This window comes from Janthinobacterium sp. NFX145 (genome assembly GCF_049810325.1).
GTDB lineage: Bacteria > Pseudomonadota > Gammaproteobacteria > Burkholderiales > Burkholderiaceae_D > Janthinobacterium > Janthinobacterium rivuli.
This window is the reverse complement of the sequence record NZ_CP187360.1, coordinates 2,708,146-2,730,058: the sequence shown is the minus strand read 5'-3', so window position 1 is coordinate 2,730,058 and position 21,913 is coordinate 2,708,146. Positions and strand designations below refer to the sequence as shown.

The window sequence follows — 21,913 nt, the reverse complement described above, 5'->3', positions numbered from 1 at the left end:
TAAAATTGTCGTATAATTAATTTCAGTACTTTTTTAACATCAAAACACAGGGATGAAATGAACTCAAAAACTGTTGCCAAAATTACGCTCAGCGCTCTCATTTTCTGCGCCTGCATCCACGCACAAGCCATAACCTTTTCCAACGTCGCGTTACTTGGCAGTGGAATCTCTTCTCTGGGTGCTCCTGACACGACCAGCTACGGCGAAACCTTAACGACATCATTCGAAGGAGTACTTCAGGATTTCAGCTTTTATGCGACTGCAGGTAACAATGGCAACGTGGGGTTGATAATTGCGACTTGGGATGGCAGCAAAGCCATCGGGCCGGCCTTGTACACAAGTTCACCAATCGCGTATAGCGGTGGCGTCCAGACGCTCGTAGCGAATGAAATCAATTTGACATTGCTAGTCGGTGTAAAGTACATCGCATTTTTAACAACTGCAGGCATCGACAATCCAATTTCAAGCGTGACGATGCAAGGTTCGACCGCCGACGCTGGCTTGGGAGGCAAATTTGCGTATCTGAATTCCGATGGCGCCAATCCCCTTGATTTGAATGGCGCATGGAACCACCATTCTGTAAGTAACATGGCCTATACAGCGAATATCACCCCAGTAGTACCAGAGCCGGAAACCTACGGCATGATGTTGGCAGGCCTGGGCCTCATCGGCTTCATGGCTCGTCGCAAAGCTAAGTCGTCTTAATTAAAATTGGCGCCTTGCACGATGGCGCCGTTTTTTTGCCAGCAACCACTACCTCATTCAAGCACCCAGCAGCGCTTGAAGTTCAGCCTTGTTTGCCGCCGCAGGGTATTTGATGCCCTTACTATCTAGCGCACCCTGCAGTTGCTCCTTACTCATCCCGGTGGCTTGCGTACTGGCGACCGCACCACTAGCCAAGGATCCGGCCTCGCCACGCAGGCGCTGAGCTTCGGCTTCATTCGCGGCGGTCTGGTCCGCGATGCGGGCGGCAGCGAGCTCATTTTCGTGAGCCTGCTTGGCAACGCGCTCATTCTCAGCCGCCAGTTCGCGCTCGCGCACGATCAACTGATCGCGCGCGGCCAGCAGTTCGGCCGTGGTTGGCACGCGCTCGACCGATGCGCCGAGGTCCTGGTCGCCGTACGGCTCGTGAATGTCGGGGTTGAAGTCGGATTTATTGATGACGACGAACGGCCCCTGCGTGCGCAGGTCCGTCGATACGATTTGGATGGTATCCATGGTGATTTCCAGGTGAGACCCGGCAAGCACCGCAGTGCTGGCCGGGCCGGGTTGATGGTTAGCCGTGCAGGATGCCGATGAATTCGTCCTTGACCGAGTCGCAGCCCCATGCCAGCGCCACTTCGTACTGCATCTGGCGGTACTGGGCGTACATGCTGATCTCGAAGGTCAGGCCGGTCAGTGGATCCGTGACCAGCATGCGGTCGACGGCCGAGTCGCCCTGTTTCGGCAGCGCTGGCGCACGAGTGGCCAGCTGGATGGCCGAACGTGCGAAAAACATGTTGCGGAAGCCCGTCGCGGCAACGGTAATGGCAGTGGCGGCAGCCGGAATGGCCTTCAGCAGACCAGGCGCAGCCAGCGTGATGGTGCCGCCATTCGAGACATCACCGTCGCCGCTCGACACCACGTATTGATTGGCATCACCAGCGAAGGTGATGGTGTCGCCAGCCAGTGAGGTGCCGGTGCCAACTGCCGCCAGAGTGATGACGGTAGCGCCAATGGCATAACCAGCGGCATTGGTGGTTGCAGCAGCAGCGGAGCCCTTGCCGTGCAGCTTGATGCCGGAACTATTGCGCAGCGCAAAGCCTTGCAGGCGGTCCGTCATGCCGTTGCGCAACATGTCTTCCCGGCCGGCTTCGTTGACCTTAAACAAGCCGGATTGCTTGCCGCGCAGGTTGACCATCGCAGCCGAACCCAGCACCAACTGGAAATCCAGACCCTGGGCGCCATTCTCTTCCAGGATGCGCAGGGCGCCGGCGGTGTCGGTCAGGTCGCCTGTTGTGGCGAATGGAGCAACGCCAACATTGCCGCAGGCACGCGACGCCTTAACATACAGCGCGGCCAGGTCGCTTTCGACTTCGTTCACCAGCGTGCGCATGGCCTGGGAAAACTGATCGCGCAGGATCACGTTGTAGCTCGCACCGTTGTTATCCAGAGCCAGTTGCTCCTCACCATTCCAGCGGATCGGGACGCGGCGCGCCTTGGTGATGACCACGCCCTTCTTGCCGATGTTCTGGTCGCCGTCATTGGGCGGCGTCACCGCTGGAGCGATATCGGTCGCAACCGCAGCAGGCGCGACTGGCGACGTAACCTCCTGGCCGACCGCCGCTCGGGTAAAGTTCATATCAGCGGAAACTGCTGGGATGAAGCCGACCAGCTCGCGCGCAACTTGGTCCGAAGCACTGTAGATGGTGGTGATCAGGCCGCTCAGTGAGTTTGCGCCCATGATCACGCCGGTGCGCGCGGCGTAGTTGGTGATGTAGCGATATGCCAATTCGACCAGTACGCGACCGGCGAAGTCGGCTTTTTCTGGCACGGCCACCAGCATCTCGACGGCCTTGTGGGTAATCGCGGTGGTCGCCGACGCGGCAATAGACAGGGCCATAGCGCACAGGGCCATGACCGACAGCAAGGTTTTCTTCATGGTAAAGCCTTTAAAAGTTAGTGATTTGGAATTTTTAAAACAGACAGGCCATCCAGCCCAAAACACCAACCCCCATCCAGGCGTTGGCTATGCGTTGCGGTAATACTGAAATGGAAATGGTTTGCTCAACGTCGGGAGCGATTAATCGGTAACGGCACCGCCACCCTTGGCAAATTCCGCCTTCGCGGCCGGCGTTGCTGCATCGAAAGCGGCGCGCGTCATGGATTTGCCTGCGCCAGCGCCTGCACCACCGCCAGTCGCACCACCACCTGATGCGCCGGAACCCTTGAGGATTTGATCCTTGAACGGGCAGGCTTGCACCAACTGCGCCAGGCCTTCATCGAAGTCGGCGATTTCGCCCGGGCGGGTCGGCGAGAATATCTTGTTGCCGCCGGCATCATACGGAACGGTCTTGCCGTCCTCGACTTTGAAGTTGTTGCCGAAATACGCCTTGGCCATTTCGGGAGGGATGGCCAGGCGCAGCGGGTGCTTGTCGTCAGTGAACAGCTTCGAGCTGGAAAAGCCGCCGCCGATCATGTGGGTATTCAGTTCACTGGTGCGCTTTTCCAGCTGCGCGGTCAGTTCCTGCAGTTGTGTGGCGCTGGTTTTGGCCTGTGCGGCAACCTGCTCTTGCGCGGTCTTGGCGGCCGCGTCCTGGATTTCCTTGACTTGGGCGGCCGTTTTCAGTTCGCCAGAGCTGAGGCTCTTGACCGTGTTCAGGGCGGCCAGTGCAGCCACGCCGTCTTCGATGCCTTCGAAGGTCTTCAGCTTTGCCTCTGCCGCTTCCTTGCCCTCGCGGTGGGTCTTGGCCTCGCCGTTCAGGCGGGTGATCGTGCCCAGCGTGGTATCCGCGTCGAATGGCGCTTCGGTACCGTTCGGGTGAATGAAGATCGGCAGCTTCTTCTCGCCGTCGATGGCAATGGTTCCGTCTGCGTTGAATTTGAATGGCATGGTCGTTCTTTCCGGGCAAGGCCGCCGGCAAGAGACACGCCAGCGCATCCGGGGAATTGAACAGGCAGCATACCTGCGCCGCGCTCGGCGTCAGCGAATCAACGATCCGTCGCCTTGAGCAGGCAGGGCTGCCATATACACCGGTCAGCGCGCGCTCCAAGCGCTACGACCTTGAAAAATGCAAGAACTGCTTAAAGGAAAACAACCAATGTCCATCTGGGATGACAAAGAAGGTAGGAAGCACGTCGGCATCATGGTCGATGGCAAAAGAATTCACCGAAAGTTGCCGAAAGGTGCAACTGCGCGTGATGCCAAGCTCGTAGAGGCGGAGCTGCTCAGGGCAGCAGAACGGACACCATCGCAAAAGCAAGTAGTGATCCCAGGCGACCCGCCAATGACTGCAATACTGGCGATATACCTGGAGCACTCAAAAAGCCTGAAAAGCGCCGACACGTCAAAGTTCCATGTGGTGCGTCTTGGGCCATGGGCAGCGCTTTACAAGGCAAGCCAGGCGCAGGAATTTGCAGACCACTTTATTCGTGACGCCAGTAAAAAGGTAGCGAATGCAAAAACGAAGGAATTGGAATCGATTTACGCGCCGGCCACGATAAATCGATCTCTTGCGTGCGCAAAGAAAGGTTTAGCTTTGGCATGGCGCCAACGCCTGATACCTGAGAATTTCGGGCTTCGTATAGAAAATGTCGTTGTGAATAATGAAAGAGAAGTATTTCTTTCCGTGAAGCAGGTTCAACGGATAGCGGAGTTTTGTTCGGCGCGCGTGCAAGCGGCCATCTGGATCGCGTTACTTACTGGTGCGCGGCGGGGAGAAATTTTCAAGATTCGCCGCCAGGATATTGGCCGTGACACCATCACTCTGCCATCTAGTCATACCAAAACATTAAAGACGCGGATTATTCCGATCATTCCAGCACTGAGGCCCTGGCTTCCATATCTGCCGCTAACTATTACACCGAGCAGCGTCAAGTCATCTTGGCAACGTGCCAGGGTAAGGGCCGGCATGCACCACGTCAACTTCCACGATTTGCGACACTCGTGCGCAAGCATCATGCTGGGCCTCGGAGTCGACCTCTACACCATCAGTAAAGTTCTGGGGCACACCAACATTCGCACTACGCAACGGTATGCTCATCTTCAGGTGGATGCCCAACGTACAGCGCTCGACAAACTGTCCAACCTCGTGCAAGTCGGATAAATTACACCCGAAAATTACACCCATAGAAAAAGCCGCCCATCGATGATTGGCGGCTTTATTTAAGTTCTTGATATTAAAGCGAATTCTGGTGGGAAGTGCAAGTTTCGAACTTGCGACCCCTGCAGTGTGAATGCAGTGCTCTACCCCTGAGCTAACCTCCCGAAGCGAGGCGAATTATCGCATAGGTGTTGCGGCATCTGCAAGGGCTGGCAAGAGGAAATTTACCATACCATCGCTTTTTCTCAGGCGGCCGCTGGCGGCGCCGTGACGGCGGTCCAGATGCACTGGCCTTTGGCTGCCTTGTCGAGGCCGGCGATGGTGGCTTCGTGGGCGGCGAGTTCGTCGGCCGTGGCGCTCTGGAAGATGACTTCGGCCAGTGGCACGATTTCCAGGGCGGCGCCGTCGGCGGCCACTTCCACTTCTTCTTCCATGCTCAGGCTGTTTTGCCCGCGCGTCATGGCCAGGTAGACGTCGGCCAGCAACTCGGAGTCGAGCAGCGCGCCGTGCAGCTTGCGGTGGGCGTTCGAGACGCCGTAGCGGTCGCACAGGGCATCGAGCGAGTTGCGCTTGCCCGGATGCATTTCTTTCGCCTGCACCAGGGTGTCGATCACGCCAACCACTTGCTCGTGCACGGGCGGCAGGTTCAGGCGCTTGAATTCCGCGTTCAGGAAGCCGATATCGAACGGGGCGTTGTGGATGATGAGTTCGGCGCCGGCGATGTAGGCACGAAACTCGTCGGCGATTTCCGCGAATTTTGGCTTGTCGCTAAGGAATTCCGTCGTCAATCCGTGGACGGCCAACGCGCCCTCTTCCGAATCGCGCTCGGGATTGATGTAATGGTGGAAATTATTCCCCGTCAACATGCGGTTGTTCAGTTCGACCGCCCCGATCTCCAGGATGCGGTCGCCCGTACGCGGGTTCAGGCCGGTGGTTTCAGTATCGAGAACAATTTGACGCATGGCGGATTCATTCGTAAAAGCAAAAAGCGAAGGGCACAGTATAGCAAACCTGTGCCCTGCGATTACAACTCCCGAGCTTGGATATGCTTACGCGCGCACGGTTTCCACGCCCAGATTGGCCAACTGATCAGCCCGCTCATTGCCCGGATGGCCATTGTGGCCGCGCACCCAGCGCCATTCCACTTCATGGACGGCCTGGGCCGTATCGAGCGCTTGCCACAGGTCGACGTTTTTCACGGGCGCCTTGGCCGCCGTTTTCCAGCCGCGCGCCTTCCAGCCGTGGATCCATTCGCTGATACCCTTCTGCACGTACTGGCTATCGGTATACAGCACCACCTGGCAAGGACGTTTGAGCGCCGTCAAAGCTTCGATCACGGCCTTCAATTCCATCCGGTTATTCGTCGTATTCAGTTCCCCGCCGTAAATTTCTTTCTTGGCGCCATCGGCCACCATCAGCGCGCCCCAGCCGCCTGTGCCGGGATTGCCCTTGCATGCGCCATCGGCGTAAATCTCTACCTTGTCTTCAAACTTAGCCATCTTGCTGTTCCCGCCTTTTATTCGTGACCGGTGCGCCTGCGGGCGCCGTCGCCGGTTTTTTGGTCCACGCCGGACCGATCAAACGCATCCCTTTGACGCGCTTGATCGCCTGCACTATATACACTGCGCCCAGATATGGCCACCAGCGCGCACCGGCCTTGTCCATGAAAGCGTTGCGGCGCAACCATTTTTCTGTCCTGCAGGCAGGTGCGTAGCAGCCGAAGTAGCTTTGGCTGACGCCCATGTTCAGCAATTTTAACCAGTCTTTCATGCGCGGCATAGAGATCAGCTCGCCTGCTTGCGGCAGGTAGTGGCGGCCCGTGATCCGCCCCACCCCTTGGCGCATGCCCCACAGGCTGGCCGGATTGAAGCCGCAGACGATCACGCGTCCCTCGGGGATCAGCACGCGCTCGACTTCGCGCAAGACCTGGTGCGGCTCGGCGGCAAATTCGAGTACATGCGGCAAGACCACTAGATCCAGGCTTTGCGAGTCGAACGGCAACTCGTCGAAGGCCGACACCAGGGTCAGGCGGCGCTCCTGCGGCGAGCGCGAAGGCAGGCGCGCGTCGAGCAGCCATTTGTTCGGCATGCGGTTGGCCGCCAGCGCATCGAGCTGGGGCAAGCCGATCTGCACGGCATTAAAACCGAAGATATCGACGGTCAGGCTGTCGAGGCATTGCTGCTCCCAGGCGCGCACGTACAGACCGGCCGGCGTCTGCAGCCAGCCGTCAAGCGCTATAATGGATTTTTCGGATGCCACACTGTCCATTCAGTTTTCTCTTTTGCTCATGACACACTCCCCTGAACACGCTTTATCGGTACTTGCCGTGCCCGCCTTTGCCGACAATTACCTGTGGCTGATCCATGACGGCCGCCACGCCGCCGTGGTCGACCCCGGCGATGCGACGCCCATCCTCGATGCGCTGCAAGCCCATCAATTGACCTTGTGCGCCATTTTACTCACGCATCACCACGCCGACCACACGGGTGGCGTGCCTGAATTGTTGCAGCATTTCGCCGTCCCCGTCTTCGGCCCGCGCAATGAGGCTATCACAGCCATCACGGAACCGCTTGCCGAAGGCGATGTCGCCCATGTGCCCGAGCTGGGTTTGCAGATGAGCGTCATCGACGTGCCCGGCCATACCAAGGGACATATCGCCTACGTGCGCCAGCGCGACGAACGCAGCGGCGCGCCATGGCTGTTTTCCGGCGACACCCTGTTTGCGGGGGGCTGCGGCCGCCTGTTCGAAGGCACGCCGGGCCAGATGGCCGATTCCTTGGGCAAGCTGGCCGCCCTGCCCGACGATACCGAGGTATTTTGCGCGCATGAGTACACCTTGTCCAATTTACGCTTTGCCAACGCCGTCGAACCGGGCAATGCAGCCTTGCAGGAACGCATCGCCATCGATACGGAAAAGCGCCAGCAGGGTTTGTCGACCGTGCCGTCGACCATCGCCCTGGAAAAAGCCACGAACCCCTTCCTGCGCTATCGCGAACCGGCGATCCTGACCAGCCTGAAGGTGGAAGGCAAGCTGACGGCAGATGCCTCGCCCGTGGAAGCGTTTGCCGCGCTACGGATGTGGAAGAATAATTTTTAAGCGAACTCTTCCACAATAAAAAATCCCGGCAGATGCTTAAGGCATCGCCGGGATTTTTTATGCTGCTATTTGATCAGGATCAGATTTCCTCGTACAGCGGCAAGGTCAGGAATTCGGCGAACGATTCCGACGTCGACATTTCCTCGAAAATCTGGCCGGCGCGCACATAGGTCGGGCCGTTGCCGCCTGGCGCATCGCGCTGTACCTTGGCCAGCTCTTCCGGAATCATGGCGCGCACCATCTCGGCCGTGACCTTGCGGCCGTCTTCCAGCACGCCTTTGCTCGAACGAATCCACTGCCACACTTGCGAGCGGCTGATCTCGGCCGTGGCCGCGTCTTCCATCAGGTTGTGAATAGGCACGCAACCATTGCCGGCCAGCCAGCTGCCCAGGTAATGGATGCCCACGTTGATGTTGTAGCGCAAGCCCGCTTCCGTGATCGGCGCTTCCGGCTGGAAGTTCAGCAGATCCGACGCTTTCACGTCGATGTCGGGACGCTGTTTCTCGATCTGGTTCGGCTTGTCACCGAGCACTTTCGTGAACTCGCCCATGGCCAGTTCCACCAGGCCCGGATGAGCAACCCAGCCGCCGTCGTAGCCGTCGGTGGCGTCGCGCGCCTTGTCATTGCGCACGCCGCCCATGGCGATGTCGTTCTTTTCCGGATCGTTCTTGATCGGGATCAAGGCGGCCATGCCGCCTATCGCTGGTGCGCCGCGCTTGTGGCAGGTTTTCAGCAGCAGCAAGGCGTAGGCACGCATGAAGGGCGCCGTCATCGTGACTTTCGCGCGGTCGGCCAGGCAGAAATCCTTGTCCAGCTTGAATTTCTTGATGCACGAGAAGATGTAATCCCAGCGGCCCGCGTTCAGGCCCGAGCTGTGTTCTTTCAGCTCGTACAGGATTTCATCCATCTCGAAGGCCGCCAGGATGGTTTCGATCAGCACGGTCGCCTTGATCGTGCCTTGTGGCAAGCCCAATTCGTTTTGCGTCATGACGAAAATATCGTTCCACAGCCGCGCTTCCAAGTGCGATTCCATCTTCGGCAGGTAGAAATACGGACCGGCGCCGCGCGCCAACTGCTCTTTGGCGTTATGGAACATGAACAGAGCGAAATCGAAAATGCCGCCGGAAATGCGCTTGCCATCGACCAGCACGTGCTTTTCATCGAGATGCCAGCCGCGTGGACGTACGACAAGGGTCGCGATCTTGTCGTTCAGCTTGTACGATTTGCCATTTTGCTCCAGCGAAATCGTCTTGCGCACGGCATCGAACATATTGATCTGGCCCGTCAGCTGGTTATCCCAGTTTGGCGTGTTCGAATCTTCGAAGTCCGTCATGTAGCTGTCCGCGCCCGAGTTAAAGGCGTTGATGACCATCTTGCGCTCGACGGGACCCGTGATTTCCACGCGGCGGCATTCCAGTGCCTTCGGGATCGGCGCGATCTTCCAGTCGCCTTCACGGATGTGCGCGGTTTCTGGCAAGAAATCAGGACGCTCGCCCGCGTCGAGGCGTTTGGCCCGTTCCACGCGCACGGCCAGCAATTCCTGGCGGCGAGGCTCAAACGCGCGCGTCAGCTTGGCAATCAGATCCAATGCGGCCGGCGTCAAAATCTGTTCATAGCCGGGCTGGATGTCACCCGTGATTTGCATGCCTTCTGGAAGTGCGATCGTGTTCTGCGTCATGAAGTTCTCCGGTTTTTAGTCAATATAAGAAAAGGTAATCTGGTGATCCAAGTATAAGCCGAACAACTGCGCGGACAAGCTGGACAGAGGCGCAAAAACACTCTGCCGGGCGGCGCGTTTGTTCTATAGTATTGCACTATAAGGCATGGAAACGAGATTAAAAATCACTTCATCTATGCGTTTTTATCACAAGTGACGGCATCGCGGGAGCACGGCATGGGACAGTTCAGACAAATATCGACCTTCGTGGAAGTGGTGGCCAAGGGCAGCCTGTCGGCCGCCGCGCGCGCCGAGGGCATCGCTCCGGCCATGATAGGCCGGCGCCTCGATGCCCTGGAGCAGCGCCTCGGCGTCAAATTGCTGCAGCGCACGACGCGCAAGCTGGCCTTGACGAATGAAGGCGCCGCCTTCCTGGAAGATTGCCAGCGCATCCTCGGTGAACTGGAAGAAGCGGAAGCGGCCGTGGCCGAGCGCAGCGTCAAGGCCAGCGGCCATCTGCTCATTTCCGCACCGGCCGGCTTCGGCCGCCAGCACGTGGCGCCTTTGATCCCCTCTTTTGTCGCCGAGCACCGCGACGTGACGGTGTCGCTGAACCTGAACGACCGCCTCGTCGACCTGATCGGCGAAGGCATCGACGTGGCCATCCGCATCGCCAGCCTGTCCGATTCTTCGCTCGTGAGCACCAAACTGGCCGACAACCAGCGCGTGCTCGTCGGTTCGCCCGCCTATCTGAAACGGGCGGGCACGCCGCGCATCCCGGCCGACCTGGCGAAACACAATTGCCTGGCGATCAGCAGCGAAGGCAGCCAGCGGGGCTGGACTTTCCGCGAAAACGGCAAGAATGTGATTTTAAAGGTGGCGGGCAATATGGTCTGCAACGATGGCGAAGTGCTGCACGACTGGGCGCTGGCCGGCAAGGGACTGGCGTGGCGCTCGATGTGGGAAGTCGGCGCCGAGATCGCCTCGGGCCAACTGGTGACGGTACTGGACCAGTTCGCCGCCCCGGGCAACGACATTTATGCCGTGTTCGCCCAGCGCCGCCACTTGCCGCTGCGCATACGGGCGTTTGTGGATTTTTTGAGGCACAGTTATTCGCAACCCGACTACTGGCGCGAGCGGGCAATCTAGCCAATGCAAGCTATATTGAAGAACGCAGCTGAGCGTAGGTTGGCGTAGGTCGGCTTAGCGCAGCGTAAGCCGACACCAGCCCATACATCTTCCCAACGCCACCCTTGTCGGCTTACGCGCAAGCGCTAAGCCGACCTACGTGGCTACCTGACGACGCAAAGCATGGCAAAAGAGCCACTCAATTCATCCAAAACCCGTACTTCACGGAAATTTAGACGAAAAAAAATCCTCGGAGACCGAGGATTTCTTTATTTCGTTTGATCCAGCGTATTAGATTGGCTGAATGTTCGAAGCTTGCTTGCCTTTAGGGCCAGCGGTCACTTCAAAAGAAACGCGTTGGTTCTCTTGCAGGGACTTGAAGCCGTTCGACTGGATAGCCGAGAAGTGAGCGAACAGATCTTCGCCGCCTTCGTCAGGGGTAATAAAGCCGAAACCCTTCGAATCATTGAACCATTTTACGATGCCAGTTGCCATTACAATTTCCTATTTCAGTTAAGTTGGGCTTGCGCCCGTTATATCGTTTGAAGCAAGAAAGAAATGACAGACAAACTGCACTACTACCTCGAATCCAACGATGCCCAATTATACCAACAAAACTGAGAAAAACCATTCTTTCGCAAAATAAACTTGCGAACACTACTTTAATAGCCAAATCCCCGTCTTGCGGCGCCCTGTACCAGCGGCATGGAGACACTATATCCTAATCTGCGACGCGAGTGCTTTGCGTTGCATCAAATGAATCATTGCAACCACATTACTATGGCGCGGTCACTTACGCGGTGAAATGGGTGGCAGCCGCGTCGCGTCGCGCCCAGTCCAGCAGCGCCACCACCTGCGCCCGCACGGCAGACCATTCCGCCACCGCTTGCGCAGGGGTGTTGAGCATGGCGCGCACCAGTTGCTCGATGCGCCGGCACTCCTGCCCCAGCGCGGCAAAGCCAAAGGTAGCGGCCGAGCCGGCCACCGCGTGCAACGCGCGGTGCAGCTCCGTTAACGGCTCCAGGCGCGGGCCTTCGCTGTCGCAGCGGCCGCTTGCCTGCGCAATCGCCTGCAACAGGGCCGGCACGCCAGCCGCATATTTTTCGTTCAGGGCGCGCAAACGCGCGCGGAAATCCGGGTCGATCAAGGTTGCCATCGCAATACTCGCCTGAGTTCGCTTACTTGGTGCCGAAGATGCGGTCGCCGGCATCGCCCAGGCCTGGCACGATGTAGGCGTGATCATCGAGGTGCGAATCGAGCGAGGCGCAGAACATCTTGACGTTCGGATGCGCGTTCTGGAACACGGTCACGCCTTCCGGCGCGGCCACCAGGGCCAGGAAGATGATCTGTTCGTCCGTCACGCCACGCTTTTTCAGCACGTCGACGGCATACACGGCCGAATTGCCGGTCGCGACCATCGGGTCGCACAAGATAAAAGTGCGCTCGTTCAAGTCGGGCAGGCGCACCAGGTATTCCACGGGCATGTGGGTGGCCGGATCGCGATACACGCCGATGTGGCCCACGCGTGCCGATGGCACCAGGTTCAGCAAGCCATCGCTCATGCCGATGCCGGCGCGCAGGATGGGCACGATGGCCAGCTTCTTGCCAGCAATGACAGGCGCGTCGATGGTGACCAGCGGGGTCTTGATTTCGCGCGTCGTCAGCGGCAGGTCGCGCGTGATTTCATAGCCCATCAGCAAAGTGATTTCCTTGAGCAACTCGCGGAAGGTGCGCGTCGACGTGTCGTGCTCGCGCATGTGGCTCAGTTTGTGCTGGATCAAAGGGTGATCGGTAATGAACAAATTCGGAAAGCGTGGATCTTGTTTCATCTTGTTTTTCTTTCTCTGTAGCTGGCGCGGCGGCAAGCCTGGGCCGCAAGCGCGCTGTGTATCGATAAAATGATGGATTGCAGCATTATCCCAGCCCCCAGCCCGCCTGTGGCCGGAATTTTCGAAATAATCGGATTTATTGAAATCAATACTCGCGCAGCGCGCGCGCCAGGATGGCCTTGCAATCGGTGCCGGCCGGCAAGCGGCCATACGCGCCGCCCGGCGCTTGCACCAGCCGCGACTGCAGGAAGGCTTGCGTCACAAACGGTGGCGCATGGCGCAGCAGCAAGCCGGCCTGCACGGCCAGCACGATGCGTTCGGATAATTGCCGGGCGCCGAATTCATCCGTTTGCGGCCCGTCCAGGTCGGCCAGCAGCCGCATGCGGTATGCCGCAAAGTCGGCGTGCTCATCGCCGGCCAGCGCCAGTTCGGCCGCCAGCGCATCGCGCGCGGCCGGCGACTTGCCGAAGGCGCGCAAGACGTCGAGGCACATGACGTTGCCCGAACCTTCCCAGATCGAGTTGACGGGCAGCTCTCTATATAGACGCGCCAGCGGCGCGTCTTCCACATAGCCGGTGCCGCCCAGCACTTCCATCGCTTCGAAGCCGAAGCCGGGCCCCCGCTTGCAGATCCAGTACTTGCCGGCCGGCGTCAGCACGCGCGCCAGCATCGCTTGCTGCGCATCGTCCTTTTCATCGAAACAGCGGGCCAGGCGCAGCGCGAAGGCCGTGGCAGCTTCCGATTCGAGCGCCAGGTCGGCCAGCACGTTTTGCATCAGCGGCTGCTCGGCCAGCGGCTTGCCGAACACGGCCCGCTGGCGCGCGTGGTGCAGCGCCTGCGTCAAGGAGGCGCGCATGATGCCGGTGCTGCCCAGCACGCAATCGAGGCGCGTGTGGCTGGCCATTTCCAGTATCGTGGGAATACCCCGCCCCGGCTGGCCCACCAGCCAGCCGTAGGCATTGGTGAACTCCACTTCCGACGAGGCATTCGAGCGGTTGCCCAGTTTATCTTTCAGGCGCTGCACGCGGATGGCGTTGCGGCTGCCGTCGGGCAGGTAGCGCGGCAGGAAGAAGCACGACAATCCCCCCTCGTCCGCCTGCGCCAGGATCAGATGGGCGTCGCACTGGGGCGCCGAAAAAAACCATTTGTGGCCGACGATGCGCCAGGCGCCAGCAGCCTCGCCGCCGAACAGGGTACGCGCCTCGGCCGGCGGCACCTGCGTCGCGCGCGTGGTATTGCTGCGCACGTCCGAGCCGCCCTGCTTTTCCGTCATGCCCATGCCGACCAGGGCGCCGCGCTTCTGTTCCACGGGCAGCGAGCGGGGATCGTAGTCGCGCGAGAGGATTTTCGGCAGCCAGCGCGCAGCGATGTGCGGCAGGTCCAGCGCCTGGCGCAGGGCCGGCACCGAGGCATACGTCATCGTCACGGGACACTGCGCGCCGTTTTCCACCTGCCCCACTAATAGATAGGCAGCCGCGCGCGCCACCTGGGCGCCGGGACCGGGCGCGGCCCAGGGCGAAGCGTGCGCGCCGGCGCCCACGAGGATGGCCATCAGCTCATGCCAGGCCGGATGGAACAGCACTTCGTCGATGCGCCGGCCGGCGCGGTCGAACTGCTGCAACTCGGGCGTGTGGATATTGGCCAGGCGCGCCAGCGCATAGGTTTCGGCGCGGCCCAGCCTGTCGCCCAGCGCGTCGAGCTCCTGCAACGCCGCACCACCGCCCTCGCGCAGCAGCGCTTCGATCAGCGCCGGGTCGCAGGCGAACAGATTGACGTTTTCAAAGGGCGTGGCCTGATTAAAAACTTCATGCGTGTCAAAGGCATTCATGGGAGTCTCCCGCGATTTGTTATCATGGCGCCCTTGCCGTCGCTGGCGCACCGTCAACACCGTCTGCCAGCCAGACTAGCGCAAAGCGCATGGCGGGGCAAGCGCGCCAGTGGAAGCAGGCGCAGATAAATGTTTCCATGTGGAATGAAAATGCCCACATGCCCCGCGCGACATGATTTTTTTCATGGAAGGCAGGAATATTTACAAAACCTGAAGCAATGTTGCTCTATTTCATGTAATCGGGTGCTTTTCAATGATACATTTCGTGTGGATCGCGTTCCGATAGCCGCCCTTTCGGCCCCTATGGCACGCGGCACGCACGACGCAGTCTTTCCGTTGGCGCCCTGCCCTGCAGCGTGCGCCGGCACTGATAACAAAAAGGTAAAAGCCAGCACGATGTTTTCCAGTACCCCATCCGCCGCCCACCGCGAGGCTCGCCACGAGTTGGACAACCTCATGGAAGAGGCAGGCGACGTCGTGTTCCGGCTCGATACGGACGGCCTGATCCTGTTCGCCAGCAAGCGCGCGGCCACCCTGTTTGCCGCGCCCTCGGGCATGTCCGGCCACTTGCTGCTGCCGCTGGCCGCCGAAGCGTCGCGCGCGGCGCTGCAAGCGGCGCTGGAAGACGCCCTGGAAGAACCGGGCCGCCTGGAAGTGCGCCTGCAAACGCCGGACCAGGAAATCTGGTTCGAACTGCGCCTGTCTTCTTATATGAACGCGGCCGGCATGGCCGAACTGCTGGTGGTCGGGCGCGACACGTCGGCCCAGCACAATACGGAAGAACGGCTGCGCCACATGGCCACGCACGACGCGCTCACGGGCTTGCCGAACCGCTTGCTGCTGTCGGACCGCATCCGCATGGTGATCGCCCAGGCCGCGCGTTCGGGCCAGGGCTTTTCCGTCGCCACCATCGGCCTCGATGGCTTTAAAAAAGTCAACGATGGCCTGGGCCACCCCGTCGGCGACGCCGTGCTGCGCCTGGCCGCGGCGCGCCTGCGCAAGACCCTGCGCGACAGCGACACCCTGGCGCGCGTGGGCGGCGATGAATTCGTCGCCGTGCTGCCCGGCAGCGCCACGGATGCGCAGATCAAACTGGTGACGGGCCGCCTGCTGGCCACCCTGCAGGCGCCGTTCGAGGTCGATGGCCACACGATCTACGTGGGAGCGTCCGTGGGCGTGGCTATCTATCCGCTGCACGCGGAAGATGAAGTGCGCCTGGTGGCACTGGCCGATGCGGCCATGTCGCGCGCCAAGGAAACGGGCAAGGCCCGCTGCCTGGTCTACAGCCCGCGCCTGAATGGCCCGTCGGAACACGATATTTCGCTGGAAGCGGCCATGTTCCAGGCCGTGCGCGAAGGCGAGTTTTTACTCTTTTACCAGCCCATCGTCGACGCGCACACGCGGCAAATCCAGGGTTTCGAAACCCTGATGCGCTGGAAGCACCCGACCCTGGGCCTGGTGCCGCCCGTGCGCTTCATCCCGATTGCCGAAGCCAATGGCCTGATCAACCTGCTGGGCGCCTGGGCGCTGAAAGCGGCCTGCGTGCAGCTCAAGCAGTTCCAGGAAGTGGCCAAGCGGCCGCTGTACATCTCCGTCAACATCAGCCCGCGCCAGTTCCGCAACGACAAATTCCTCGACGTGCTCGATGACGCCATCGCGTTTTCGGGGCTGTCCGGCGAACACCTGGTGCTGGAAATTACGGAAGGCACCCTGATGATCGACCCCGTGCATGCGGAAACCATCCTCGTCAAGATGACGGAGCGCCGCGCGCGCATCGCCATCGACGATTTCGGCACCGGTTACTCCTCGCTCGCGTATCTGAAGCGCTTCCCCATTTCGGTGCTGAAGATCGACCGCACCTTCATCAAGGACTTGCCCGAATCGAGCAAGGATGCGGCCATCTGCAACACCATTCTCGACCTGGCCAAGCATTTGAACCTGTCCGTGGTAGCCGAGGGCGTGGAAACCGAAGAGCAGATGCATTTCATCGAGTCGCGCGGCTGCCAGTATGTGCAAGGCTACCTGACGGGCAAACCGATGCCGGCCCATGCCGCGCTAGCGGCCTTGAGCGACAAAACCTATGCGGCGCTGGTGCCTGCGCCGTCTGCCAATGAACCGCGCGGAGGGGTGCAATGAATCCAGGTCATTTCACGGTGCCGACACAGCTCGGCAAAAATACCCTGGACTTGCTGTGGGCGCGCACGCGCCAGCAGGGCGACATGCCCGGCTTCGCGAAAGCCATCAGCGCCATCCTGGGCGCCATGCGCGGCGAGGATGACCACGAATTCGACATCACGCAAACGGTGCTGTCCGACCCTGTCCTCACGCACAAGGTACTCAGGCTGGCCAACAGCGGCATGTATTCGGCCTTCGGCCAGCGCGTCAACACGGTGTCGAAGGCCGTGCTGGTGCTGGGCATCGACGCCATCGGACACCTGGCATTGGGCTTGAAGCTGATCGAGGAGCTGTCGCAGGCCTCGCCCGATTCCGTCAGCGCCCACGTGGAAATGGAAAAGGCCGTGCTGGCCGGGATGGTGGCGCAGCAGGTGGCCACCAGCGCCGGCAGCCTGCAGGCGGAGCAAGCCGTCGTCTGCTCGATGCTGCACACCCTGGGCCGCATGATGGTGACGTTCTATATGACGGACTTCTGGGCGCGCATGCAGGCGCACGCCGGTCCCGGCAACGAGGCGGCCGCCGCGCGCGAAATCCTCGGCCTGTCGCTGCCGGAAGTGGGCTATGCCACGGCCGCCCACTGGGGTTTGCCGCAGCACCTGATCAACGGCATGCGTCCGATGGACCCGTCGCCGGACAACTCTCCCGTCAGCGGCGCCGACTGGATGGCGGGACTGTCGACGATGGCGGCGCGCTGCGCCGACTCGCTGTGGCATGACGATGCGGCCGGCGCGGCGCAAGTGCATGCGCTGATCGACGATTATGCGGGCACCCTGGGCATTACGGCGACGGACCTGGTGGTGGCCGTGGACAAGGCCAAGGCGATGGCAGCGGCCGACCTGTCGATCGCGCCCCTGTCGAAACCGGCCGAACGGCGCGCGCGCCAGCTGGCGTCCACGCGCATGCGCGCCGAAGGCAACCGCGTGCTGATCGGCGGCCTGGCCGACCTGCGCGGCGCCATCGGCAGCGCCAGTCCGGGACAGATGGTCTCGATGGCGCTTGAAACGCTGCATCAGGGTTTTGATTTTTCGCGCTCGGTGGCGTTCGTGCGCAACCACAGGGATCATTTGTATTCGGCGCGCATCAGCATGGGCGAAGGCATGGCCGACCTGCAGGACCTGATGGTGTTTGGCGATGCGTATGAGCCGAACGTCTTCCACGCGGCCCTCAATAGCGACCGCGTGATTTTCATCGACAATGCGCGCGACCCGAAATTTGCCGCCAAGCTGCCGCAATGGTGGAAATCGACGTTGTCGGAAGCGCGCAGCTTCGTCGTGCTGCCCCTGTCGGCCAACGGCCACCCCACGGGATTTTTATATGGCGACTGGGACGACAGCTTCCCGCCAATTCAATTGAATCAGACGGAATTCAACCTGATCAACGATATCCGGGCGTTGCTGGTGCAGTCGGTGGAGATGCGGCACCAGCTGGAGTTGGTGGCGAATAAGGTGGCGTGACCGGACGCCAACAATGTTGTCGGATTACGCGCTTTGCGCTAATCCGACCTACATTTTGCCGCTACGCATGGCATAGGTCGTAGGTCGGATTAGGGCCGCAGGCCCGTAATCCGACACCACAACATTCCTTATCTCAACTTCGGCGTACTCACCGACACATCGCCGCATTGCGCGCGGTGCATCAGGGCGTGGTCGATCAGCACCAGCGCCAGCATGGCTTCGGCGATGGGCGTGGCGCGGATGCCCACGCACGGGTCGTGGCGGCCAAACGTTTCCACCATCACGGGATTGCCTTCTTTATCGATCGAGCGGCGCGGCGTGCGGATCGACGACGTCGGCTTGATGGCGATCGAGACACTGATATCCTGCCCCGTCGAAATGCCGCCCAGTACGCCGCCGGCGTTATTGCCGATAAAGCCTTCCGGCGTCAGTTCGTCGCCGTGCTCGGAACCTTTTTGCGCCACCGAATCGAAACCGGCGCCGATTTCCACGCCTTTTACCGCATTGATACCCATCATGGCGTAGGCGATGTCGGCGTCGAGCTTGTCGTAGATGGGCTGGCCCAGGCCGACGGGCACGTTTTGCGCGATCACGTCGATGCGCGCGCCGATGGAATCGCCGTCGCGGCGCAACTGGTCCATGGCATCTTCCATGCGCGCGATCAGATCCGCGTCGCCGCTGGCGGCAAAGAACGGGTTCGCATGCACGTGTTCCCACGACTGGAATGGCACGGGAATGTCGCCCAGCTGGCTCATGCAGCCCTTGAACGTGGTGCCGTATTGCTGCAGCAGCCATTTCTTGGCGATCGCCGCCGCGCCGACCACGGGCGCCGTCAGGCGCGCCGACGAACGCCCGCCGCCGCGCGGATCGCGCACGCCGTATTTATGCCAGTAGGTGTAGTCGGCATGGCCGGGGCGGAAGCTTTCCGCGATATTGCCGTAATCCTTGCTGCGCTGGTCTTCATTGCGGATCAGCAGCGCGATGGGCGTACCCGTCGTCACGCCCTGGTACACGCCGGACAGAATCTCCACCGTATCGGATTCCTGGCGCTGCGTCACATGGCGCGACGTGCCCGGCTTGCGGCGGTCCAGCTCAGGCTGGATATCGGCTTCCGACAGGATCAATCCAGGAGGACAGCCATCGATCACGCAGCCGATGGCCGGGCCGTGCGATTCGCCGAAAGTGGTAACAGTAAACAGCTTGCCAAAAGAATTGCCGGACATAGTAGGAAATGTGAGGACTGGAAAACTCAATTCTACCAGCCTGCGGGGCATGCCATGCCGCTAATGCCACGCCAGGCCCCGATATTCCCCCACCCATCTCGCCATTTTAAAATCCCGTGTATTTTTTCATATAAAAAATACCAGAGATGAGTTGCAATCATGCAATACAAGAAATATTGCTCCACAGAATAGATTTAAAAAAACATTTTGCTTATTAAATAGCTATATACTTGGACGATGGACCATCAGAAAATGTGCGAGCCTCGGCAGCACCTGAGTGCTACATTTTCGATGCGCCCTGAGTGCATCAGAAATGGTCAGGGCTAGGCGCGGCGCCGAAGACAGTACGCAAGTACGGCGAGGCGCTGCAACAACGCCCTGGACATTTCTGATGTGCTCACATCTCGTTCCGAGTCATCCTGGAGAAGCTATACATGCCCGCACCGATCATCCCCCTTGACGCCAACAAGGACGATCACGACGACCTGGTATTCCTCGATGAACAACCAGCGGCGCCGCTGACGGCCGCACCGCGCAGCGTCTGGCGGGTGATGATCATCGACGACGATGAAGACGTCCACTCCACCACCACTTTCGCTCTGGGCAACCTGGAAATGCAGCACCGCCCGCTGGAATTCGTGCATGCGTATTCAGCCGGCCAGGCGCGCGAACTGCTCAAGCATGAAGACGACATCGCCGTCATCCTGCTCGACGTGGTGATGGAACAGGATGACGCGGGCCTGCACCTGGTGCGCTACATCCGCGAAACCTTGAAAATGACGGACGTGCGCATCATCCTGCGCACGGGCCAGCCTGGCTACGCGCCGGAAATCGACGCCATCCGCGATTTCGACATCAACGACTACAAGACCAAGTCCGAACTGACGCGCATCAAGCTGTTTACCACGGTGACGGCCGCCATCCGCTCGTACGAGCAGATCCGTTCGATCAGCAGCAGCCGGCGCGGCCTGGATCGTATCGTCCACGCCAGCACGCAGCTGATGGCGCTGCACGGCGTGCAGAATTTCTCGGCCGGCGTGCTGGCGCAGATCGCCGACCTGCTGGGCATCCGCGCCGACGGCGTGCTGTGCGTGCAGGATTTGCAGGACAATGGCGCACGGGAACTGCTCGTCTCGGCCTGCACCGGCAGCTTTTCCAGCTTGCCGCACAGCGCGCTGTGCGGCCTGCAAAACCCCCGCGTGATGGCCGCCATCGAGCACACCCTGGCGCAGCGGCGCAATGTGTACGCGCACGACTACGCCACCCTGTACTTCGCGGGCAAGGCCAGCCGCGACGCGGCCGCCTACCTCGTGCTGCCGCGCCCCCTGTCGGCCATCGACGAAAGCCTGCTGGAAGTCTTCTGCAGCAACGTCGCCGTGGGCCTGGACAACGTCGAGCTGGTGTCGCACCTGCACAATGCCGCCTTCTACGATCAATTGTCGAAGCTGCCCAACCGCACGCGCCTGGTGGAAATCCTCGACGCCACCCTGGCCGGCCCCGCGCGCGACGACGCCACCCTGTCGCTGGTGGACCTCGACCATTTTGCCGAGACCAATGACGCGCTGGGACACCAGTTCGGCGACATGCTGCTCGTGGCCGTGGCGGGACGCCTGCAAACCCAGCTGGGCCCCCAGCTGACGGTGGCGCGCCTGGGCGGCGACATCTTTTGCGTGCTGGGCGACTCCTCGCAAGTCAATCCTAACAACATCCTGGCCCTGTTCCAGGCGCCGTTCTGCATCGATGGGCAGGACGTGCAATTGTCCGCTACCCTGGGCCTGGTGCGGCTCGGCGAACATGCGGGCACGGGCGCCGATGCGCTGAAGGATGCCGATATCGCCCTGAAGCGGGCGAAAAGCCAGCAGCGCGCCGGACATTTCTATTTCTCGCGCAGCATGGGCATCGAAATCCGCGAACGAGTCCGCATGATGCACGCGCTGCGCACGGCTTTCAGCCAGGGCCAGCTGTTTGTCGTGTATCAGCCGCAGATCGACCTGACCACGCGCCGCCCCGTGGGCGCCGAAGCGCTGCTGCGCTGGCAGACGCCGGACGGCAAGTTCATCTCGCCCGACCGCTTCATCCCGATTGCCGAATACTCGGGCATCATCATCGACCTGGGCGAATGGGTGCTGCGCACGGCGTGCCGCGAACTGGTGCTGCTGCGCGAGCAGGGCCACCGCAACTTCGTCATGTCCGTCAATGTGTCGCAAGTGCAGTTCCGCCACCCGCTGTTTTTGGACATGCTGCGCGCGGCGCTGGAAGAGACGCAGGCGCCGCCTGAATTCATCGAGCTGGAAATCACGGAATCGATGGCCATGGAAGAGCCGGACCTGCTGATCAAAATGCTGTGGCAGATCAAGCAGACGGGTGTCAGCATCGCCATCGACGACTTCGGCACGGGTTTTTCCTCGCTATCCTATTTGCAGCGCCTGCAGGTCGACCGCCTGAAAATCGACCGCGCGTTTGTGACGGAAATCACGGGATCGGCGCGCGGCAGCAGCATCGCCGAAATGGTCATCCAGCTGGGCCGCAACCTGGGCCTGGCCGTGATCGCGGAAGGCGTGGAAGACGAGCGGCAGGCGCAAATCCTGCAGGCGCTGGGTTGCCCCATGGCGCAAGGTTTCCTGTTCGCCCGCCCGATGACGGCCACGGCGCTGGGCACCTGGTTGAACAACGAGGCGCTGCAGGGGGCAGCGTAGGCCTCAACCTGGATCGTCAATGCA

The 21,913-nt window shown here is 60.6% G+C and carries 19 protein-coding genes and 1 tRNA gene; 7 read left to right on the top strand and 13 right to left on the bottom strand.

Annotated features, from left to right (window positions below; genetic code table 11):
• The first annotated feature begins 57 nt into the window (after window positions 1–57).
• Window positions 58–705 carry an FxDxF family PEP-CTERM protein gene (locus ACPJXG_RS12170; RefSeq protein ID WP_257626541.1) on the top strand — a complete coding sequence of 216 codons (648 nt, stop codon included), beginning with the start codon at window positions 58–60 and terminating at the stop codon, window positions 703–705.
• Between the two features lie 57 nt (window positions 706–762).
• Here the strand turns inward: ACPJXG_RS12170 and ACPJXG_RS12165 are convergent, their stop codons facing one another.
• The 3 genes from ACPJXG_RS12165 to ACPJXG_RS12155 form a co-directional block, all read right to left on the bottom strand.
• A complete protein-coding gene (locus ACPJXG_RS12165; RefSeq protein WP_402718483.1) occupies window positions 763–1,218 on the bottom strand; it encodes a hypothetical protein in 456 nt (151 codons plus the stop codon).
• A 58-nt stretch (window positions 1,219–1,276) separates the two neighbouring features.
• Window positions 1,277–2,641 carry a P22 coat - protein 5 family protein gene (locus ACPJXG_RS12160; protein ID WP_425254406.1) on the bottom strand — a complete coding sequence of 455 codons (1,365 nt, stop codon included), beginning with the start codon at window positions 2,639–2,641 and terminating at the stop codon, window positions 1,277–1,279.
• Between the two features lie 141 nt (window positions 2,642–2,782).
• The gene (locus tag ACPJXG_RS12155) at window positions 2,783–3,592 is read right to left on the bottom strand and encodes a DUF6651 domain-containing protein (protein WP_425254405.1); all 810 of its coding nucleotides are present in this window, start codon (window positions 3,590–3,592) and stop codon (window positions 2,783–2,785) included.
• 178 nt (window positions 3,593–3,770) lie between these two features.
• On the opposite strand from ACPJXG_RS12155, the gene ACPJXG_RS12150 reads away from it, so the two are divergent.
• Complete coding sequence (locus ACPJXG_RS12150) at window positions 3,771–4,805, top strand: tyrosine-type recombinase/integrase (protein WP_402718486.1); 1,035 nt, start codon at window positions 3,771–3,773, stop codon at window positions 4,803–4,805.
• Between the two features lie 86 nt (window positions 4,806–4,891).
• Here the strand turns inward: ACPJXG_RS12150 and ACPJXG_RS12145 are convergent.
• The 4 genes from ACPJXG_RS12145 to ACPJXG_RS12130 all read right to left on the bottom strand — a co-directional run bounded on the left by ACPJXG_RS12145 (window position 4,892) and on the right by ACPJXG_RS12130 (window position 7,070).
• Window positions 4,892–4,966 (bottom strand) — tRNA-Val (locus ACPJXG_RS12145).
• A gap of 81 nt (window positions 4,967–5,047) precedes the next feature.
• Entirely contained in the window at window positions 5,048–5,764 is a 717-nt protein-coding gene (dnaQ, locus tag ACPJXG_RS12140) for a DNA polymerase III subunit epsilon (protein ID WP_035819444.1), read from the bottom strand.
• An 87-nt stretch (window positions 5,765–5,851) separates the two neighbouring features.
• Window positions 5,852–6,301, bottom strand: a complete 450-nt coding sequence (gene rnhA / locus ACPJXG_RS12135; protein ID WP_046682922.1) for a ribonuclease HI — start codon at window positions 6,299–6,301, stop codon at window positions 5,852–5,854.
• Window positions 6,294–7,070, bottom strand: coding sequence for a class I SAM-dependent methyltransferase (locus ACPJXG_RS12130; protein WP_425254404.1), 777 nt, complete (start codon window positions 7,068–7,070; stop codon window positions 6,294–6,296). The genes rnhA and ACPJXG_RS12130 overlap by 8 nt, the downstream gene beginning before the upstream one ends.
• Before the next feature lie 19 nt (window positions 7,071–7,089).
• Between ACPJXG_RS12130 and gloB the strand changes: the two genes are divergently transcribed.
• Window positions 7,090–7,899, top strand: coding sequence for a hydroxyacylglutathione hydrolase (gene gloB / locus ACPJXG_RS12125; protein ID WP_425254403.1), 810 nt, complete (start codon window positions 7,090–7,092; stop codon window positions 7,897–7,899).
• A gap of 79 nt (window positions 7,900–7,978) precedes the next feature.
• Here the strand turns inward: gloB and aceB are convergent, their stop codons facing one another.
• On the bottom strand, window positions 7,979–9,577 hold the full coding sequence (gene aceB, locus ACPJXG_RS12120) for a malate synthase A (protein WP_099403203.1): 1,599 nt from the start codon (window positions 9,575–9,577) through the stop codon (window positions 7,979–7,981).
• 216 nt (window positions 9,578–9,793) lie between these two features.
• On the opposite strand from aceB, the gene ACPJXG_RS12115 reads away from it, so the two are divergent.
• On the top strand, window positions 9,794–10,705 hold the full coding sequence (locus tag ACPJXG_RS12115; protein ID WP_035819455.1) for a LysR family transcriptional regulator: 912 nt from the start codon (window positions 9,794–9,796) through the stop codon (window positions 10,703–10,705).
• Between the two features lie 270 nt (window positions 10,706–10,975).
• Here ACPJXG_RS12115 and ACPJXG_RS12110 read toward each other — a convergent pair whose 3' ends face one another.
• The 4 genes from ACPJXG_RS12110 to ACPJXG_RS12095 all read right to left on the bottom strand — a co-directional run bounded on the left by ACPJXG_RS12110 (window position 10,976) and on the right by ACPJXG_RS12095 (window position 14,341).
• Entirely contained in the window at window positions 10,976–11,179 is a 204-nt protein-coding gene (locus tag ACPJXG_RS12110) for a cold-shock protein (protein ID WP_010398811.1), read from the bottom strand.
• 298 nt (window positions 11,180–11,477) lie between these two features.
• Window positions 11,478–11,840 (bottom strand): Hpt domain-containing protein, encoded by a 363-nt coding sequence (locus ACPJXG_RS12105; RefSeq protein ID WP_402718490.1) that lies wholly within the window; start codon window positions 11,838–11,840, stop codon window positions 11,478–11,480.
• A gap of 22 nt (window positions 11,841–11,862) precedes the next feature.
• Window positions 11,863–12,513: a uracil phosphoribosyltransferase gene (gene upp, locus ACPJXG_RS12100; RefSeq protein WP_010398816.1), complete on the bottom strand. Its 651-nt coding sequence runs from the start codon at window positions 12,511–12,513 to the stop codon at window positions 11,863–11,865.
• A 145-nt stretch (window positions 12,514–12,658) separates the two neighbouring features.
• Window positions 12,659–14,341 carry an isovaleryl-CoA dehydrogenase gene (locus ACPJXG_RS12095; RefSeq protein WP_425254402.1) on the bottom strand — a complete coding sequence of 561 codons (1,683 nt, stop codon included), beginning with the start codon at window positions 14,339–14,341 and terminating at the stop codon, window positions 12,659–12,661.
• Between the two features lie 456 nt (window positions 14,342–14,797).
• On the opposite strand from ACPJXG_RS12095, the gene ACPJXG_RS12090 reads away from it, so the two are divergent.
• On the top strand, window positions 14,798–16,477 hold the full coding sequence (locus ACPJXG_RS12090) for a putative bifunctional diguanylate cyclase/phosphodiesterase (protein WP_402718492.1): 1,680 nt from the start codon (window positions 14,798–14,800) through the stop codon (window positions 16,475–16,477).
• Entirely contained in the window at window positions 16,474–17,970 is a 1,497-nt protein-coding gene (locus ACPJXG_RS12085; RefSeq protein ID WP_035819462.1) for an HDOD domain-containing protein, read from the top strand. Before ACPJXG_RS12090 ends, ACPJXG_RS12085 begins: the two co-directional genes overlap by 4 nt.
• Before the next feature lie 128 nt (window positions 17,971–18,098).
• On the opposite strand, the gene aroC is transcribed toward ACPJXG_RS12085, so the two are convergent.
• Window positions 18,099–19,193, bottom strand: a complete 1,095-nt coding sequence (gene aroC / locus ACPJXG_RS12080) for a chorismate synthase (RefSeq protein ID WP_425254401.1) — start codon at window positions 19,191–19,193, stop codon at window positions 18,099–18,101.
• A gap of 434 nt (window positions 19,194–19,627) precedes the next feature.
• On the opposite strand from aroC, the gene ACPJXG_RS12075 reads away from it, so the two are divergent.
• Complete coding sequence (locus ACPJXG_RS12075) at window positions 19,628–21,889, top strand: putative bifunctional diguanylate cyclase/phosphodiesterase (protein ID WP_099403198.1); 2,262 nt, start codon at window positions 19,628–19,630, stop codon at window positions 21,887–21,889.
• Window positions 21,890–21,913 lie beyond the last annotated feature (24 nt).

Excerpts from the sequence above, each read along its gene's own strand:
- ACPJXG_RS12170 (WP_257626541.1), top strand. The coding sequence starts at position 58 with ATGAACTCAAAAACTGTTGCCAAAATTACGCTCAGCGCTCTCATTTTC.
- ACPJXG_RS12165 (WP_402718483.1), bottom strand. The coding sequence starts at position 1,218 with ATGGATACCATCCAAATCGTATCGACGGACCTGCGCACGCAGGGGCCG.
- ACPJXG_RS12160 (WP_425254406.1), bottom strand. The coding sequence starts at position 2,641 with ATGAAGAAAACCTTGCTGTCGGTCATGGCCCTGTGCGCTATGGCCCTG.
- ACPJXG_RS12155 (WP_425254405.1), bottom strand. The coding sequence starts at position 3,592 with ATGCCATTCAAATTCAACGCAGACGGAACCATTGCCATCGACGGCGAG.
- ACPJXG_RS12150 (WP_402718486.1), top strand. The coding sequence starts at position 3,771 with ATGCAAGAACTGCTTAAAGGAAAACAACCAATGTCCATCTGGGATGAC.
- dnaQ (WP_035819444.1), bottom strand. The coding sequence starts at position 5,764 with ATGCGTCAAATTGTTCTCGATACTGAAACCACCGGCCTGAACCCGCGT.
- rnhA (WP_046682922.1), bottom strand. The coding sequence starts at position 6,301 with ATGGCTAAGTTTGAAGACAAGGTAGAGATTTACGCCGATGGCGCATGC.
- ACPJXG_RS12130 (WP_425254404.1), bottom strand. The coding sequence starts at position 7,070 with ATGGACAGTGTGGCATCCGAAAAATCCATTATAGCGCTTGACGGCTGG.
- gloB (WP_425254403.1), top strand. The coding sequence starts at position 7,090 with ATGACACACTCCCCTGAACACGCTTTATCGGTACTTGCCGTGCCCGCC.
- aceB (WP_099403203.1), bottom strand. The coding sequence starts at position 9,577 with ATGACGCAGAACACGATCGCACTTCCAGAAGGCATGCAAATCACGGGT.
- ACPJXG_RS12115 (WP_035819455.1), top strand. The coding sequence starts at position 9,794 with ATGGGACAGTTCAGACAAATATCGACCTTCGTGGAAGTGGTGGCCAAG.
- ACPJXG_RS12110 (WP_010398811.1), bottom strand. The coding sequence starts at position 11,179 with ATGGCAACTGGCATCGTAAAATGGTTCAATGATTCGAAGGGTTTCGGC.
- ACPJXG_RS12105 (WP_402718490.1), bottom strand. The coding sequence starts at position 11,840 with ATGGCAACCTTGATCGACCCGGATTTCCGCGCGCGTTTGCGCGCCCTG.
- upp (WP_010398816.1), bottom strand. The coding sequence starts at position 12,513 with ATGAAACAAGATCCACGCTTTCCGAATTTGTTCATTACCGATCACCCT.
- ACPJXG_RS12095 (WP_425254402.1), bottom strand. The coding sequence starts at position 14,341 with ATGAATGCCTTTGACACGCATGAAGTTTTTAATCAGGCCACGCCCTTT.
- ACPJXG_RS12090 (WP_402718492.1), top strand. The coding sequence starts at position 14,798 with ATGGAAGAGGCAGGCGACGTCGTGTTCCGGCTCGATACGGACGGCCTG.
- ACPJXG_RS12085 (WP_035819462.1), top strand. The coding sequence starts at position 16,474 with ATGAATCCAGGTCATTTCACGGTGCCGACACAGCTCGGCAAAAATACC.
- aroC (WP_425254401.1), bottom strand. The coding sequence starts at position 19,193 with ATGTCCGGCAATTCTTTTGGCAAGCTGTTTACTGTTACCACTTTCGGC.
- ACPJXG_RS12075 (WP_099403198.1), top strand. The coding sequence starts at position 19,628 with ATGCCCGCACCGATCATCCCCCTTGACGCCAACAAGGACGATCACGAC.